Source organism: Fictibacillus phosphorivorans, from assembly GCF_001629705.1.
GTDB classification, from domain to species: Bacteria; Bacillota; Bacilli; order Bacillales; family Fictibacillaceae; genus Fictibacillus; species Fictibacillus phosphorivorans_A.
Genome location: NZ_CP015378.1, coordinates 1,390,103 through 1,405,236, shown reverse-complemented (window position 1 = coordinate 1,405,236; position 15,134 = coordinate 1,390,103). Strand labels below are relative to the sequence as shown.

Sequence of the window (15,134 nt, the reverse complement as noted above, 5' to 3'; positions counted from 1 at the left end):
TCTTTACGGAGTTGTGCTGTTTTTTACTGATAAGAAATTTCTTAAGAACTCACTCGCTTCACAAGCAGGCATAGGCTTACTGATTATGTATCCTTGAGCCGTGTGACAGCCATACTCTTGAAGTAACTTCATCTGTTCATGTGTTTCTACACCTTCTGCCACTGTTGAAAGAGAAAGTCCTTCACACATCATGATGATCGCTTTAATGATCGCCGCATCACTCGTGTTAAAGAAGTCATCGCTAAGATGTCTTATAAAGCTTTGATCGATTTTTAAATAATCGACCGGGAAATCTTTTAAGTAACTAAGAGAGCTGTAACCCGTACCAAAATCATCGATCGATAAACGAACTCCTAGCTCTCTTAACTCTTGCATGATGCTGATGCTGTATTGTACATTTTGAATCATCGTACTCTCTGTTAATTCGAGGTGTAGATATTCTGCAGATATTCCAGCCGTTTCTATCGCTTCTTTTACTTCATACACGAATGATAACCTTTGAAACTGTCTACCAGATACATTAACAGAAACAGAAAGATAAGGTGCCACACTATCATGCCATCTCTTTAGCTGTTTACAAGATTCGAACAGAACAAACCGGCCGATCTCATCAATAAGCCCGATCTCTTCTGCCAAAGGAATGAACTGCATTGGAGAAACCAGCCCCAATTCAGGATGATTCCATCTTACAAGTGCCTCAAACCCAAGAATTTTTTCCGTTTTCAAACAATATTGAGGTTGAAAGTAAGGTTCTAGCTCACCCTTTTGAACAGCCTTACGTAAAAAGCCTTCTAGCTTTAATCTCTCAAGGGTGAATGCGTTCATATCTCCCGTAAAAAATTCACGTTTTCCTCTACCTTTTTCTTTCGCTTTATGTAGAGCGGTGTCAGCATTCTTTATGAGAATATCAGCACTCGTACTATCATTTGGATAGATGCTTACCCCAATCGAAGTACTAACGGTATACTCTTGGCCATCAAGATAGATCGGCAATTGAAGCGCTTCTTCTATGCGATCCGCGGTATCGATTACATCAGCTGGTTTTTCAATCGTTAAGATTAATGTAAATAAGTCCCCAGCAAATCGGCATAGCAAGTCTTGACTATGGATCACCTGTCTAAGTTGATTGCTTACATGCCTTAACACAACGTCTCCGATATGGTGACCTAAACTCTCATTAATAATTTTAAAATGATCAATATCCACAAACATTACAGCTAATAATTGGTTTGAGTGATCACTTTCAGAAACGAGTTCTCTTAGCCTTTTTTCAAATAAACTTCGATTTGGCAGACCTGTTAGCGAGTCGTGAAATGCAAGTTGTTCGATCTCTTCTTCCGCTTTCTGCTGCCAAGTAATGTTCTTTCCGATTCCATATACACCAACTACTTGATCGTTTACGACGATTGGAATGTTCGTGATGCTGCTTAAAATATGCCCGCCATCTTTTTTCATAATACTCGCCACAAAATTTTGAGGTTTATCATGTATGGCAAGCTTGAAGTGTTCAACGACCCGTTTGTGGTCTTCATCACACACAAATTGCAGGGCGTGTGTCGATAGCAACTCTTCTTCTGAATACTCTAAAGACTGAACGAGGGCATGGTTAACACTCGTAATATACCCTTTTAAATCCATAGAATAGATCATATCTGGATTATGATCGAACAACGACTTATAACGCTGTTCAGATTCGATTAAATTATCATTAAGCTCTTCCATCTCTTTCGTATTCATCTTTATTAAATGAGATAGCGCTAAATATTCATCCATCTCTTTCATTCTTACACCTCATCTGTCCAATGAACCCCATTAATATAGTTATACGTTTCTATCATTTATATCGGTACACAAGAGGCATTGTTAACAAAACAACGAGTGGTTATTTTATCCAATAAAAAAAAGCCGCCCTGTAAAGAGCGACTTTGTACGTATTAACCAAGAACGGAATAACCGTAGAATAAGACTAACAATAAAGTGATCCAGAAAAACACCCAGTTCAGCAGACGGCTTTCACCACGTTTTCTTTGAACAAGGATGATCTCCATCAAACCGATGAGAACAACTCCTAATGTTCCTTTGATAATAATCGGCCCTTGATTAACTATACCAGGATCCGTTAGATAGCCAGCAAGCATGTGGCCTCCTGTCGCAAGGATCGCTAAGTACAAAACGCGCAGGATCATATGCAAAATTTTTGATTTTTTTCCGGCATTTTTTTTGTATAGCATATACGTTACAAAAAACAAAATTAACGCCAGGAACCATGATGTTACGTGAGCATGAATCATAAATATATCCTCCTATGTATAATTCTCCATATAACTATACCATGAACTGCTATAAACTAGGCAATCAAATGAGTTCCCTCTGTAAAGTAAGCACTTTCATTGCTATAATAGCAATGTGAGAAAACTTGCAGAATCGAGGTGTTTCCTTTGAAACAGACAGAAACGAAAAATACGGAAACTGTAATTTCAAAAACGGAACAATATGGTGCACAAAACTATCATCCCCTTCCTATCGTTATCTCGGTAGCCGAAGGTGTATGGGTAACAGATCCAGAAGGTAACCGCTACATGGACATGCTAAGTGCATACTCTGCGGTAAATCAAGGGCACCGCCACCCTAAAATCATTCAAGCACTAAAAGATCAAGCAGACAAAGTAACACTAACATCACGTGCATTCCATAACGACCAACTTGGAGACTTTTATGAAAAAGTATCAAGTCTAACGAAGAAAGATATGGTATTACCGATGAACACTGGTGCTGAAGCGGTTGAGACAGCAATTAAAGCCGTTCGCCGTTGGGCATATGATGTGAAAGGTGTTGCGGATAATCAAGCTGAGATCATCGTTTGTGAAGGAAACTTCCACGGTCGTACGATGACTGCCGTATCGATGTCATCTGATCCTGATTACCAGCGCGGGTTTGGTCCTATGCTTCCAGGAATCAAAGTGATCCCTTACGGTGACTTAGACGCACTAAAAGCAGCCATTACACCAAATACCGCAGCATTCATTCTAGAACCGATCCAAGGTGAAGCAGGAATCGTTATTCCACGCGAAGGTTTCTTGAAAGAAGCGCTTGATGTTTGTAAGTCTGAAAATGTACTCTTTGTAGCTGATGAAATTCAATCAGGACTTGGACGCTCAGGTAAAATGTTTGCTTGTGACTGGGAAGAGATTGAGCCCGACATGTACATCTTAGGTAAAGCACTTGGCGGCGGCGTAATGCCGATCTCATGTGTAGCAGCAAATCGCGAAATTCTCGGCGTGTTCAATCCTGGATCTCACGGATCAACTTTCGGTGGAAACCCGCTTTCTTGTGCGGTATCTGTCGCTTCTGTAGACGTGCTTGTAGAAGAAAACTTAGTTGAGCGTTCTCTGAAACTTGGTGAATATTTCTTAGGCGAGTTAAAGAAGATTGATAATCCAGTAATCAAAGAAGTCCGCGGTAAAGGTCTGTTTATCGGTGTTGAATTAAACGAACCAGCACGACCTTATTGTGAGCGTTTAAAAGAGCAAGGCTTGTTATGTAAAGAAACACATGAAAACGTTATTCGTTTCGCACCACCATTAATCATTTCTGATGAAGATCTGGATTGGGCGATCGAACGCATTAAAAAGGTACTTTCTGTTTAATTTTATTGCAAGCTGACTCTTTTTTGGAGTCAGCTTTTTTTGAGGCTTTTAATTGCGCTCCGTATTATATACGCACTAGGGTATTAATCCGCTTTTTGATAGATGAATCCACAACTTTTATGGATCAATCCAAAAGTTTTAGCACTTTATCCAGAAGTTTTAACTCTCAATCCAAAAGTTTTCACTGTTTATCCACGAGTCTACAAATATCGACATCTACACGGAAACTTATACCCTTCACATAACTAAAAAAAGAAGCAGCCATGAGCTGCTTCTTACCCTTTATAGTGCTTTCACCATACCGCCATCGATCAGCAGTGACTGCCCCGTTATATAGGTGTTTGCATCTGAGCAAAGGAATACCACCATCTTAGCAAACTCTGCAGGTTCACCGTATCGGCCAAGTGGGATACCGCTTTCCATGGAAGTTCTTACCTCTTCAGCGGAAACGCCTTTTTTATCAGCCATCATTTGGTCTAATTCACCTACTCGATCCGTTCCGATTCGCCCCGGGCCGATGGTATTAATCAAAATGCCATCTTTCCCTAGCTCTTGTGAAAGACTCTTTGATAATCCGTTAATGGCTGTTCGGAAAGTGTTAGATAAGATAAGTCCGTCGATCGGCTGTTTAAAGGACGAAGAAGCGATGTTCACGATGCGTCCTCCACCGTTTTTTATCATGTTAGGTGTAACCGCTCGAACAGAACGCACAAGACTGAGTAATGTTAACTCAAAGGCACCCTGCCAATGCTCATCCTCAAAATCATTAAACGTACCAGCAGGAGGACCTCCTGCATTGTTCACGAGCACGTCGACACTGCCAAATTCCTCAACTGCTGTTGCTACAAGCTCATCGATCTCATTACGCTGTGTGATGTCACATTTTTTATAAGTAACCACTGCGCCTGTTTCCCGCTTAATCTCTTCCGCTGTCAAAGAAAGCTGCTCTTCATCACGGCTTGTTAGCATCACGTTCGCACCTTCTCGGGCAAACTCCAATGCACAAGCTTTTCCAAGTCCCTTACTTGAAGCAAGAACGAGTACATTTTTTCCTTTTAGGCCTAGATCCATCCACAATCACCTGGTTTCTTAGAAAGATTTTATAATACGAAACTTACATATTTCGTTTCAAGATACGCTTCCATACCTTCCACTCCACCTTCACGGCCAAGACCGCTCTCTTTCATACCTCCGAACGGTGCTTGTGCAGCAGAAGGTACACCATCGTTCCAGCCGATGATTCCGTAATCTAAACCTTCAACAACTTGAGTTCCTTTGGACATACTCTCTGTATAAACATATGCCGCTAAACCGAACGGACTTGTGTTTGCAAGTCGGATCCCTTCTTCAACACTGCTGATCTTGTGAATGGGAATGACCGGACCGAACGTTTCTTCATTCATGATCAGCATATCTTGTGAAACATTCTTTAAGACCGTCGGCTCGTAATAATACCCACCGTTATCTGCTCTTCCTTTTCCGCCTGTTACACACTCTGCACCATTTGAAACAGCATTTTCTACGTGCTCGGATATCTTTTCATACCCGTCTTTGTTGATGATCGGACCAATATCTGTACCTTCTTCCAAACCGTTTCCTACTTTTAATTTCTTAGCTTCAGCTGCTACAAGTTCTACAAACTCCTCATAAACACTTTCTTGCACATATACTCGGTTGATACAGATACACGTTTGACCTGCGTTACGAAACTTAGAAGCTACGATTCCAGCGACAGCTTTATTTAAGTCTGCATCCTCAAGAACAACTGCTGGAGCATGTCCGCCTAATTCCATAGAAACGTTCTTTACAGTTGCGGCACTTTGCTCGATCAATTTCTTTCCGATCTCTGTAGAGCCAGTGAAGGTTACTTTTCTAACTTTCTCCGAATCCATAATAGCTTTACCGATCACAGAAGAAGATCCTGTTACAAGATTGATAACACCTTTTGGAAAGCCTGCTTGATCGGCTAGTTCGACTAACTTAATCGCTGTTAATGGGGTTTCTTTCGGTGGCTTTACGATAAACGTACAGCCAGCTGCGAGCGCCGGACCGAGTTTTCTTGTGATCATTGCTGCAGGAAAATTCCATGGAGTGATGGCTGCAACGACCCCAACAGGCTGGCGTAATACTTGCATTCTCTTATTTTCTGCACTTGAAGGAATCGTACGACCGTAGATGCGCTTACCTTCTTCTGCATACCATTTAATAAAAGAAGCAGCATACATCACTTCCCCGACAGATTCTTTTAACGGTTTTCCCATCTCAAGAGTCATTAGTTCTGCTAATTCTTCTTTTTGTTCGATCATTAAGTCATGCAGTTTCATCAAATAGTCAGCGCGCTCATAAGCAGTTAACTTTGACCAGCTCGGAAATGCTTCGTGTGCTGCCTCAATTGCAGCATCCGTTTCCTCTTTCCCACAAGACGCTACAGTTCCAACCACTTCACCATTAGCAGGATTGAACACCTCTATTTTTTCAAGAGAATCTCCTGTCCATGAACCGTTAATATAAAGCAGCTTTTCCATATGAATTCCTCCTCTATGTAACTAGTTAATTCGACTTCATTCTACTATTTCATTACGAAGCGTCCCGATTCCTTCAATTGTAATCTCGATAACATCTCGGGGCTTTAAAAATACAGGCGGCTTCATCCCTTTACCTACTCCAGCAGGTGTACCTGTCGCGATGATATCTCCAGCTTCAAGCGTCATACCCTTTGAAAGCTCTATGAGCATCGTTGGAATATCAAAGATAAAATCAGATGTGTTTCCGTTCTGTCTCACTTCTCCGTTTACTTTTGTTACGATCGAAAGATTTTCTGGGTTAGGTATCTCAGAGTGATGGACGATCCACGGCCCCATCGGACAAGTTCCATTAAGACTTTTTCCGAGTAAAAACTGCTTATGCTTTTGTTGCAAGTCACGTGCAGTAATATCGTTGATGATCGTAAATCCAAAAATGTAATCCATCGCTTCTTCTTTCTTTATACTCGTACCCGTTTTGCCGATTATTATAGCCAGCTCACCTTCATAATCGAGTTGATCGGTTATAGAAGAATGACTAGGAATCTCTTCATCATGACCGATTACAGACGTAGGAGCTTTTGAAAACACCATGATATCTTCCGGAATGTCTGCTTCACTTCCCATTTCTATCGCATGATCTCGATAATTCTTCCCGATGCAGAACACATTTTTACTCGGCCTTGGAATTGGTGCTTTTAACTGAATCTCATTGAGATTATATGTATGGTTCGCTGCAAGATTTGAGGAAATCAAACTCTCAACCTTTTCCATAAATTCATCACCAAGAGCAATTGCTTCTAACAAGGTTCTAGGAAACTCCACCTCTTTGCTTTTCGCTAACTCTGATACATTCACAACTTGCTCTTCTTGCACGAGACCGATAAAGCTTTCGCCATGTTTAACAGCTGTAACCCATTTCACAATAACATGATTCCTCCTTTAAATAACGCTTACATCGTAATTATTACTACTATATCGGTTCTGACTTTGTACCGTAAAGAAATTTGCTGTGTTAAAAGACAATACTCATTTTTGATTCTTTTTAAAATATGGTAAAATAGTTTGTCATCTAAAACGCCCTTTTCTAGGGTAACAGTAATGAGGTTATTAAAATTATGAAAACTGTACTAAGTACGTTAAATGCCAAATATATCCATACATGCCTTGCGCTGCGCTATTTAAAAGCATACAGCGAACCGGAATTCCCTGTAACGATCCGCGAGTTCACGATCAAAGATCCTTCTCTTAATATTGTGACTGACCTTTACAGCCAAGAACCTGACGTTCTCGGATTCAGCTGCTATATCTGGAACATTGAAGAGACGATCAAAGTAATCCAGATGTTTAAAAAAATCAAGCCAGAAACAAAAATCGTCCTAGGTGGTCCTGAAGTATCTTATGATGTAGCGCATTGGCTACAACAGATTCCAGAAGTGGACTTTATAGTTGTGAATGAGGGCGAGGAAACGTTTAAACATTTGCTCACTCAGATTCAGAATGATGGTGGCTTTGAGTCTGTAGCTGGGCTGGCGTATCGGAAAGATGGAAAGCCTAAAATTAACGGTCCTCGAGAGAAACTGGACTTAAAAACAGTTCCATCTCCATTCCGCTTTGAAGAAGATATCCAGTCATTATCCAAACGGATCACGTATTTTGAGACAAGCCGCGGCTGTCCCTATTCATGTGCGTTCTGTTTGTCTTCCATCGAAGTTGGAGTTCGATATTTTGATCCACAACTCGTTAAAGACGACCTGATCTTCTTAATGGATAACGGAGCAAAGATCATAAAGTTTGTAGACAGAACGTTTAACATTCGGAGAGACTATGCACTTGATATGTTCTCATTCTTGATTGAAAACAGAAGACCAGGAGTAGTATTTCAGTTTGAGATCACAGCAGATATCATGAGACCTGAAGTCATCGATTATTTAAATGAACATGCACCAAAGGGGTTGTTCCGTTTTGAGATCGGTGTTCAGTCAACAAATGACGCTGTAAACGAATTGGTACAACGCCGACAGAATTTTGAAAAGCTTACACGTACCGTAACAACTGTACGCGATGGCGGAAAGATCGTTCAGCATCTAGACTTGATTGCAGGATTGCCTGAGGAAGATTACAACTCGTTTAGAAAGACATTTAATGATGTATTCGCTTTTGGCATTGAAGAAGTTCAGTTAGGTTTCTTAAAGATGTTAAGAGGTACAGGTCTACGATTAACAGCTGAAAAACATGATTACGTGTATATGGATCATTCTCCTTATGAAATTTTAGGAAACAACGTTCTCACTTTTGATGAGATTATTCGTATCAAACAAGTGGAAGACGTATTAGAAAAATATTGGAACGATCATCGTATGGATCATACCGTTAACTATTTGATACACCATGTATTCTCATCGCCTTTTGACTTCTTCCAAGAATTCGGGACTTATTGGGAAACACGGGGATGGTCAAGAATCGGTCATCAGCTAGAAGACTTATATACGCGCTTGATCGCATTCTTAACGGAAGCTGCGCCACACTCACTTCCCGTTGCCGAAAGCCTGATGAAACTTGATTATTTAGAAAGACAACAGTTCAAACCACGTAAGCCATGGTGGGAGAACACACAGAACAAAGAAGAAACATCGAAAGTACTATCACTGCTCGCTCAATATCCTGAAATGATTGATGGGTTTCCGACTCTTTCTGAAAAAGATATGCACAAGCACGCGTTTGTCACGGATACTGCGATTGATCCACTATCGGATGAATTAGAGCCACAAGGTGAGAAAGATTTCTTACTTATTGCGTTGTTTGATCCTAAGCAACAATCAACAAAAGTGTTCACAACATCTAAAAAGTCTTTGCTAACAAAAAAGGATGCGTAAATCGCATCCTTTTTTTGTATTCTTATTTGTTCGTGCATAGGAACTCTTTTGAGAAAGTTGATTTCCGCTCCAGGTTGCTCGCTTTCCATGGGGCGAACGGTGAGCCTCCTGCCGCTTTGCGCCCTTAGGAGTCTCCACCTGACCGCTTAAAGGTTGTCTCTCTGCTCCTGCGTCTACAAGTTTATGCTAACGAAGTGAACTTCCTCGTCGCATGCCTTGCGAGAAGCTACTTATGTGGCAGGCAGGCAACCTTCCGCTACAATCAACTTGTCAATGAAGCTTCTTGATGTTCAATAGTAAGATTCATGCCAAAAGTCTTTAAGCCTCTATAAAAATTTTTACTTCTTTAAAACCGGTTGCCCTGAAACAAATACAGGCGAAGGATTCAGCACGACTACCTGACCTTTTTTGAGTCCTTTTGTAATCTGCACGTTCCCCTTTTGCTCGAGACCCGTTGAAACGTTAAGTTTGTACAATTTGTTTTTAATAATCGTGAATACATACGTTTTCCCATCGTCTTTTAGGACCGCTTGCTTAGGAACGCTATTCGCTTTTTCTGCAAGTTTTTCTGTAACGATGATGCTAGCCGATTGTCCTTCAACCCAAGCTGCTTCATCTTCCACTAGAACAGTTAACGTAAAGGTCTTCTGTTCAGTTGGTAAAACCGTTTGAACAGTGCCTTTCAATAATTTTTTACCTGTGGATTTAATTTGAACCTGGTCTCCAGTTTTCACTAGCGAAGCCATTTTTTGGTCGATATTACTAACTAGTTCAAAGTTTCCTTGACCTACAATAGTCAGAAGCGATTCATCATCGCCAACACCATTTAATTCTGATACGATACCGTCAGCTGGACTTTTTATACTAAGGTCATCTAGCTGCTTTTCTAGTTCAGATATTTCATCTGATAAGACAGAACTTTCATTTTCAGCTAAATCGCTTTGCAACTCAGCTTCAGCTAATTTTTCTTGAAGAAGCACTTTAGCATCTTTGCTGTCTTTTTCTTCATCAAAATCTGAGAGTTCACTTTTCCATTCACTTATCTGTCCGGAATAATGACTGCTTCGAACATCAGCTGCTTCTTTGTCTCGCTTTAAATCGCGAAGTTCTTTTTCAATCTCTGCGTTTTCATATGTAATTAACGTTTGACCAGACGTAACCGTATCACCCTTTGAAACCATTACGTCCTTTATTGAACCAAGTGAAGCATTTTCATAAATTTTAAAGGTGTTTTTTGATTGAGCAACACCCGTTGTTTCGTGTTTCTTAATAAAATCTTTTTGTACAGATAGACCGGTTTTCACTCTTGGTGCTTCAACAGCGGCAGATTCTTGTTTATCAAAAATCACGATGTTCATTACAAGCAGGAGGACAACCATAATAGCTGCAGCAACCCATTTCAGTTTATTCATAATCGCGTCTCCCCCTTAAACCAGCTGTCCACTAGCTAATGCAGCGTATAGTGAAGATAATAGAATGAACATCACGACGAATCCAATCGTAACAACAAGGCAGTATTTCTTTTCCTTAAACGATAATTGTCGAAGCGCATAATACATAACTACTGAACCCCAGATCGTAAATATATTGATGCTGTTTAATAGTTCTTGCCAAAAACCATGTTTAAAGAACAACACACCTACAAAACCGAATCCTAACGGCTGAACCACTTCTTCGGCACCTGTTACAAACTGAACCGGAAGTTCAAAGAGTAACCCGAGAATAAATAGAAGATAAACCGTCGTCATTACATAAAAAAGTGCTTTAAATCCAATATCTCGGAAGAAAATATATAAAAAAAGTGCTCCTGTATTTATTATTAAGAAAGGAACGACCATACCCCATCCACCGCCTACTAATGCTATGAGATATCGTAACAACTCCAGTTCCATTCCACTTAGTTTCGCAGCCTCTACAAAAGAAATCGTTTTGAACGAAGGAAACGCTGCAAAAAATGAAAGTGCATGCAACAAGCCGCTAGTAACTAAAATAGCAAAAAAACGAATCCAAAATCCCTCTTTATCTTTCCACTCATTATAAAACGCAAAATATGTATTCGGCTTTGTTAAAGCAGGAATAAATTGTGCTCTTCCTGTCATGGTGCCGCCCCCTTCTCTCTTTATCTCTGTCTATGTTATCACAATTTTTTACTCATAATGACAATTTCTGACTCATTTTTGAAAAATAGTACCTTATCCGCATAAATACGTTGAGGTAGCAAAAACTAAACCAAATTATTGCGAATCGGGATGATGTTCATCATGACTTTCTTTAAAAAACCAAGAAAATTGTTAGAACAAAAAAACACCATTAAAGAAGATCACATACAAGAGTCTAGTCCATCTTCTCAAACAGATTCTGTTAAAACCTCTGGACCTGAGCAGAATGTGAATAGTTATCAAAATCAATCGATTGACGATTTGTTAAAAGACATTGAAACGAGTTTTTCTTCTTCACAAGATTTAATGACTCATTGGATTGAAATGCCTGCTGATAAAAGCAAAGTGGCATTGGTTTTCTTAAACTCTATTATTGATAAACAGAAACTTCAGGATTTAATCTTGAATCCCTTATTTGAACTGGACAAAGATATTGATCTTCAAACATTCGAAAAAGTTATCAATATTGACTTTAAACAGCAAACGGATTTTTCGAAGATTGAAGAGTTAATCTTACAATCTTATACATTGATATTTACGAAAGACACAACCTGTTATTATTCGGTATTCACTCCTGTTAAAACAGAGCGCGATATCAAAGAACCGGATAACGAGGCCGTTATCCGTGGATCTCATGAAGGTTTTATAGAGAGCATGTCAACAAATATAGCGCTCATTCGAAAACGACTCAAAAGTCCGAAGCTCGTAGTCAAGTATCTACAAGTCGGAAAAGAAACTCACACAAATGTTGCGATGCTCTATATGTCAGATATCGCAAATCCAGATGTGCTTCATGAAATTGAAAGAAGAATAAATGGTATAGAAGCAGATTCTGTTATGACTCCTGGGAATATCGAGGAGAGTATTGAAGATAAAACATTTAGTCTATTTCCGCAAACGTTGAGTACAGAACGACCCGACCGTGTGGCTGCAAACCTGATGGAAGGAAGAGTAGCACTATTGTACGACAGTTCACCTACCGTCAACATAGCACCCGTCAACTTGTTTGTGTTCTTTCAAACACCAGATGATTACAACAAACGTTGGATGTTAGGTAGCTTTTATAGAATGATCCGATTGTTTAGCTTCTATATTGCGATTGGTCTGCCAGCTTTTTATATTGCAATCGTTTCTTTTCATTTCGAGGTTATACCTCCAGCTCTCATACTCTTGATGAAAAGTTCACTCGAAAATATTCCATACCCTCCACTTTTTGAGGCGTTAGTGATGGAGCTGACAATCGAATTAATCCGTGAAGCCGCTATTCGTTTGCCTACTAGAATCGGTTCCACGATCGCTATTGTTGGTGGTTTGGTAATTGGTGACGCAGTAGTAAAAGCAGGGCTCATCTCGAACCTAATGATCATTGTGGTTGCTACGACAGCGATTGCTGCTTATACAGTTCCTTCCAACGAGATGAGTTTGGCAGTCCGCTTATTGCGTTTTCCTTTCATGGTAGCTGCTGCGACATTCGGTTTCTTAGGAATCGTGTTCGGATTGATCCTCATGTTCTTTCATCTCTGCCGTTTATATTCGTTTGGCACACCCTATTTTGCACCACTTGCACCCTTTAAAATAGGAGATTTAAAAGATACGATCATTCGATTGCCTTTTTTCAAGATGAACTCTCGACCGAGTGATATCAAGCCAATTAAAAAAGATGAAGATAATCATACAAGAAAGTGGGATAAGTCATGAATAACAGCCACACGATTACTCATAGACAGCTGTTCTTTATTATCACTCAATCCCAAATTGGAGTTGGTGTCCTGTCACTTCCTTATACGTTATTTGCAAAAGCGAAAACAGACGGTTGGATGTCGTTATTATTAGCAGGACTCTTTATTCAGATCTCCATACTTGCGATTTGGAAACTTTGTGAGATGTATCCGAAACAAACAATATTTGATTTTATGCCTAAGATTGTTGGAACAAAATTAGGAGTCATTCTGAATACGTTATTCGTTGTTCACTTGTTCTCTGTTTGCGTAGTACTTCTCATCCTGTATAACAGCATCGTTTCTAAATGGATTTTCTATCAGACTCCACGTCTTGTCGTAATATCCATATTAGCTTTTACATGCGTCTATTGCATTACATGTACAGCTCGTGAGATCGCCAGGTTTTTAATGTTAGTCTCACCATTGCTTTTAGTGCTATTTTTCTTTGTAGCCTATGCTTATACTGATGTTCATCTTCTCTATGCTTTTCCAGTTGGAGCAACAGGAATTAAAACCATTCTATCAGGGTCTACAGATGCTTTAATCTCTTTACTAGGTTTTGACACAGCGCTCGTATTTCTAGCTTATACGCAAGGAAGAACGAACAGTAAATTGAAAGCCGTATCGTATGCTTCACTATGTGTCACCCTTTTTTATTGCTTTGTGACATTCACAACATATATCTTTTTTAATCCTGTTGAAATTGTAATTGTGCCAGAGCCAGTGCTTTATATGTTAAAAGCTTTTTCATTTAAAATCCTGGAGAGAACAGACCTTATCTTCTTATCCATATGGATCGTGTTTGTTACAACATCTCTTATTAGTTATCTGTTCTTTACAGCAAAAGGCGTACAGTCGCTATTTAAACTAAAACATCATAAAACGGCTGCACCATATGTAGGAGTTATTTGTGCATTGATCGCTTCTATCCCCGCCAGTAAGTTAGATGTTCAACTGTGGTCCAAGCTTATTGGTATGTCAGCATTATGCTGTTCTGCACTCTTTCCGATCTTCTTATTGCTGATTGCCGTAATCAGAAAAAGAAAAGAAAAAGGAGCGGTTTCGACATGAGGAATGCTAAATTACTTTCTCTTTTTTCAAGCCTTTTCTTATTAAGTGGATGTTGGGATCAAACACAGCTAAATGAAACAAAACTAGTTAGAGCAGCAGGTTTTGATTATTTAAAGAACGGAAAAATAAAAAACACAGCTTCTATTCCTCAATCTCTCAACACCGAAGCAGGAGGAGTAGGTCAAGTTAATAATCAGGTCTTCTATGCTGTGGGCAACACGGCTCGACAAAGTCGGATTAAACTAGACCGCAAAGTTTCAGAACAAGTGGATGCTTCTAAAAACTTAATTGTCATTTTAGGAGAAGACGCTGCGAAACACGACATATATCATATTTTAGATGTTTTCTACCGAGATCCAAAATCCGCTCTTAATGCACGAATCGCCGTAGCAAAAGGGAAAGCATCTGATGTGATCAATTCCAAATTCGAGGAAACAGAAACCACGATTGGCATCGGGCAATATTTGAATGAATCTGTGAGTTCAGCAGAGAAAGCTTCTATTGTTCCAACAGAAAATATCCAGACGATCTGCCCTGTTATGTTTGATCCCGGTCAAGATTTTGCTCTCCCTTATCTCGTTCCAGAAAAAAATGATGTATCTGTTAATGGGATTGCCGTATTTCATGGTTATAAGATGGTAGGCAAGATTTATGGGGCGCAAGGGGTCATGTATACTTTGCTCACAGGAAAACAAAAGCATCTATCCATGTCATTGACAAAAAAAATCACAGACAAACATAAAGACAGAATCTTAAATTATGTTTCAATTAAAGTGAAAAAGAACAAACGAACATTTAATGTCAATGTTTCTCCAGATGATAAGATATCCGCTCACATTAAATTAGATATGAAAGTTGTAATTACAGAGTATCCGAGGGATAACCTTACTACGAAAAAGAAGATCCAAAAGATTGAAAAAGCATTATCAAAGAGACTGACAAAAGATGCAAATACCGTCCTCAATGATTTGCAAGACATGAACAGTGATGCATTTGGAGTAGGCAGAAAACTAATCGCGTTTCACAATCCAACATGGAAAAGGTTAGATTGGAACAAAGAGTATCCGAATATTGATTATACCGCTTCTGTGAATGTGAAAGTTATCGGACATGGGATTATCGAATAAAAAGGATGCAA

The 15,134-nt window shown here is 39.6% G+C and carries 12 protein-coding genes; 5 read left to right on the top strand and 7 right to left on the bottom strand.

Going from position 1 to position 15,134, the window contains the following annotated elements; genetic code table 11:
- Nucleotides 1–3: 3 nt before the first annotated feature.
- A complete protein-coding gene (locus ABE65_RS07195) occupies nt 4–1,782 on the bottom strand; it encodes a sensor domain-containing protein (protein WP_066392961.1) in 1,779 nt (592 codons plus the stop codon).
- A 152-nt stretch (nt 1,783–1,934) separates the two neighbouring features.
- The gene (locus tag ABE65_RS07190) at nt 1,935–2,291 is read right to left on the bottom strand and encodes a DUF1516 family protein (protein WP_066392958.1); all 357 of its coding nucleotides are present in this window, start codon (nt 2,289–2,291) and stop codon (nt 1,935–1,937) included.
- 147 nt (nt 2,292–2,438) lie between these two features.
- On the opposite strand from ABE65_RS07190, the gene ABE65_RS07185 reads away from it, so the two are divergent.
- Complete coding sequence (locus ABE65_RS07185) at nt 2,439–3,647, top strand: ornithine--oxo-acid transaminase (RefSeq protein WP_066392954.1); 1,209 nt, start codon at nt 2,439–2,441, stop codon at nt 3,645–3,647.
- A gap of 282 nt (nt 3,648–3,929) precedes the next feature.
- Here the strand turns inward: ABE65_RS07185 and ABE65_RS07180 are convergent, their stop codons facing one another.
- Genes ABE65_RS07180 through ABE65_RS07170 form a run of 3 tightly spaced genes read right to left on the bottom strand, consistent with a single transcriptional unit; the run spans nt 3,930 to nt 7,093 of the window.
- The gene (locus ABE65_RS07180; protein ID WP_066392952.1) at nt 3,930–4,718 is read right to left on the bottom strand and encodes an SDR family oxidoreductase; all 789 of its coding nucleotides are present in this window, start codon (nt 4,716–4,718) and stop codon (nt 3,930–3,932) included.
- 29 nt (nt 4,719–4,747) lie between these two features.
- The gene (locus ABE65_RS07175; RefSeq protein WP_066392950.1) at nt 4,748–6,172 is read right to left on the bottom strand and encodes an NAD-dependent succinate-semialdehyde dehydrogenase; all 1,425 of its coding nucleotides are present in this window, start codon (nt 6,170–6,172) and stop codon (nt 4,748–4,750) included.
- Between the two features lie 36 nt (nt 6,173–6,208).
- The gene (locus tag ABE65_RS07170) at nt 6,209–7,093 is read right to left on the bottom strand and encodes a fumarylacetoacetate hydrolase family protein (RefSeq protein WP_066392948.1); all 885 of its coding nucleotides are present in this window, start codon (nt 7,091–7,093) and stop codon (nt 6,209–6,211) included.
- Nucleotides 7,094–7,287: 194 nt separating this feature from the next.
- On the opposite strand from ABE65_RS07170, the gene ABE65_RS07165 reads away from it, so the two are divergent.
- Nucleotides 7,288–9,045 (top strand): B12-binding domain-containing radical SAM protein, encoded by a 1,758-nt coding sequence (locus ABE65_RS07165; RefSeq protein WP_066392946.1) that lies wholly within the window; start codon nt 7,288–7,290, stop codon nt 9,043–9,045.
- Between the two features lie 338 nt (nt 9,046–9,383).
- Here ABE65_RS07165 and ABE65_RS07160 read toward each other — a convergent pair whose 3' ends face one another.
- Together ABE65_RS07160 and ABE65_RS07155 are read right to left on the bottom strand one after the other, a co-directional pair.
- Nucleotides 9,384–10,457 carry an efflux RND transporter periplasmic adaptor subunit gene (locus ABE65_RS07160; protein WP_066392942.1) on the bottom strand — a complete coding sequence of 358 codons (1,074 nt, stop codon included), beginning with the start codon at nt 10,455–10,457 and terminating at the stop codon, nt 9,384–9,386.
- A 15-nt stretch (nt 10,458–10,472) separates the two neighbouring features.
- Nucleotides 10,473–11,144, bottom strand: a complete 672-nt coding sequence (locus ABE65_RS07155) for a hypothetical protein (RefSeq protein ID WP_066392941.1) — start codon at nt 11,142–11,144, stop codon at nt 10,473–10,475.
- A 162-nt stretch (nt 11,145–11,306) separates the two neighbouring features.
- Here ABE65_RS07155 and ABE65_RS07150 point away from each other — a divergent pair, with 162 nt between their 5' ends.
- Genes ABE65_RS07150 through ABE65_RS07140 form a run of 3 tightly spaced genes read left to right on the top strand, consistent with a single transcriptional unit; the run spans nt 11,307 to nt 15,123 of the window.
- Nucleotides 11,307–12,902, top strand: coding sequence for a spore germination protein (locus tag ABE65_RS07150; RefSeq protein ID WP_082861339.1), 1,596 nt, complete (start codon nt 11,307–11,309; stop codon nt 12,900–12,902).
- Nucleotides 12,899–13,996 (top strand): GerAB/ArcD/ProY family transporter, encoded by a 1,098-nt coding sequence (locus ABE65_RS07145; protein ID WP_066392938.1) that lies wholly within the window; start codon nt 12,899–12,901, stop codon nt 13,994–13,996. The genes ABE65_RS07150 and ABE65_RS07145 overlap by 4 nt, the downstream gene beginning before the upstream one ends.
- A complete protein-coding gene (locus ABE65_RS07140; protein ID WP_066392936.1) occupies nt 13,993–15,123 on the top strand; it encodes a Ger(x)C family spore germination protein in 1,131 nt (376 codons plus the stop codon). The genes ABE65_RS07145 and ABE65_RS07140 overlap by 4 nt, the downstream gene beginning before the upstream one ends.
- The last annotated feature ends 11 nt before the right edge of the window (nt 15,124–15,134 follow it).

Coding starts and splice junctions, on each gene's coding strand:
- ABE65_RS07160 (WP_066392942.1), bottom strand. CDS start 10,457: ATGAATAAACTGAAATGGGTTGCTGCAGCTATTATGGTTGTCCTCCTG.
- ABE65_RS07180 (WP_066392952.1), bottom strand. CDS start 4,718: ATGGATCTAGGCCTAAAAGGAAAAAATGTACTCGTTCTTGCTTCAAGT.
- ABE65_RS07150 (WP_082861339.1), top strand. CDS start 11,307: ATGACTTTCTTTAAAAAACCAAGAAAATTGTTAGAACAAAAAAACACC.
- ABE65_RS07195 (WP_066392961.1), bottom strand. CDS start 1,782: ATGAAAGAGATGGATGAATATTTAGCGCTATCTCATTTAATAAAGATG.
- ABE65_RS07175 (WP_066392950.1), bottom strand. CDS start 6,172: ATGGAAAAGCTGCTTTATATTAACGGTTCATGGACAGGAGATTCTCTT.
- ABE65_RS07140 (WP_066392936.1), top strand. CDS start 13,993: ATGAGGAATGCTAAATTACTTTCTCTTTTTTCAAGCCTTTTCTTATTA.
- ABE65_RS07155 (WP_066392941.1), bottom strand. CDS start 11,144: ATGACAGGAAGAGCACAATTTATTCCTGCTTTAACAAAGCCGAATACA.
- ABE65_RS07145 (WP_066392938.1), top strand. CDS start 12,899: ATGAATAACAGCCACACGATTACTCATAGACAGCTGTTCTTTATTATC.
- ABE65_RS07190 (WP_066392958.1), bottom strand. CDS start 2,291: ATGATTCATGCTCACGTAACATCATGGTTCCTGGCGTTAATTTTGTTT.
- ABE65_RS07165 (WP_066392946.1), top strand. CDS start 7,288: ATGAAAACTGTACTAAGTACGTTAAATGCCAAATATATCCATACATGC.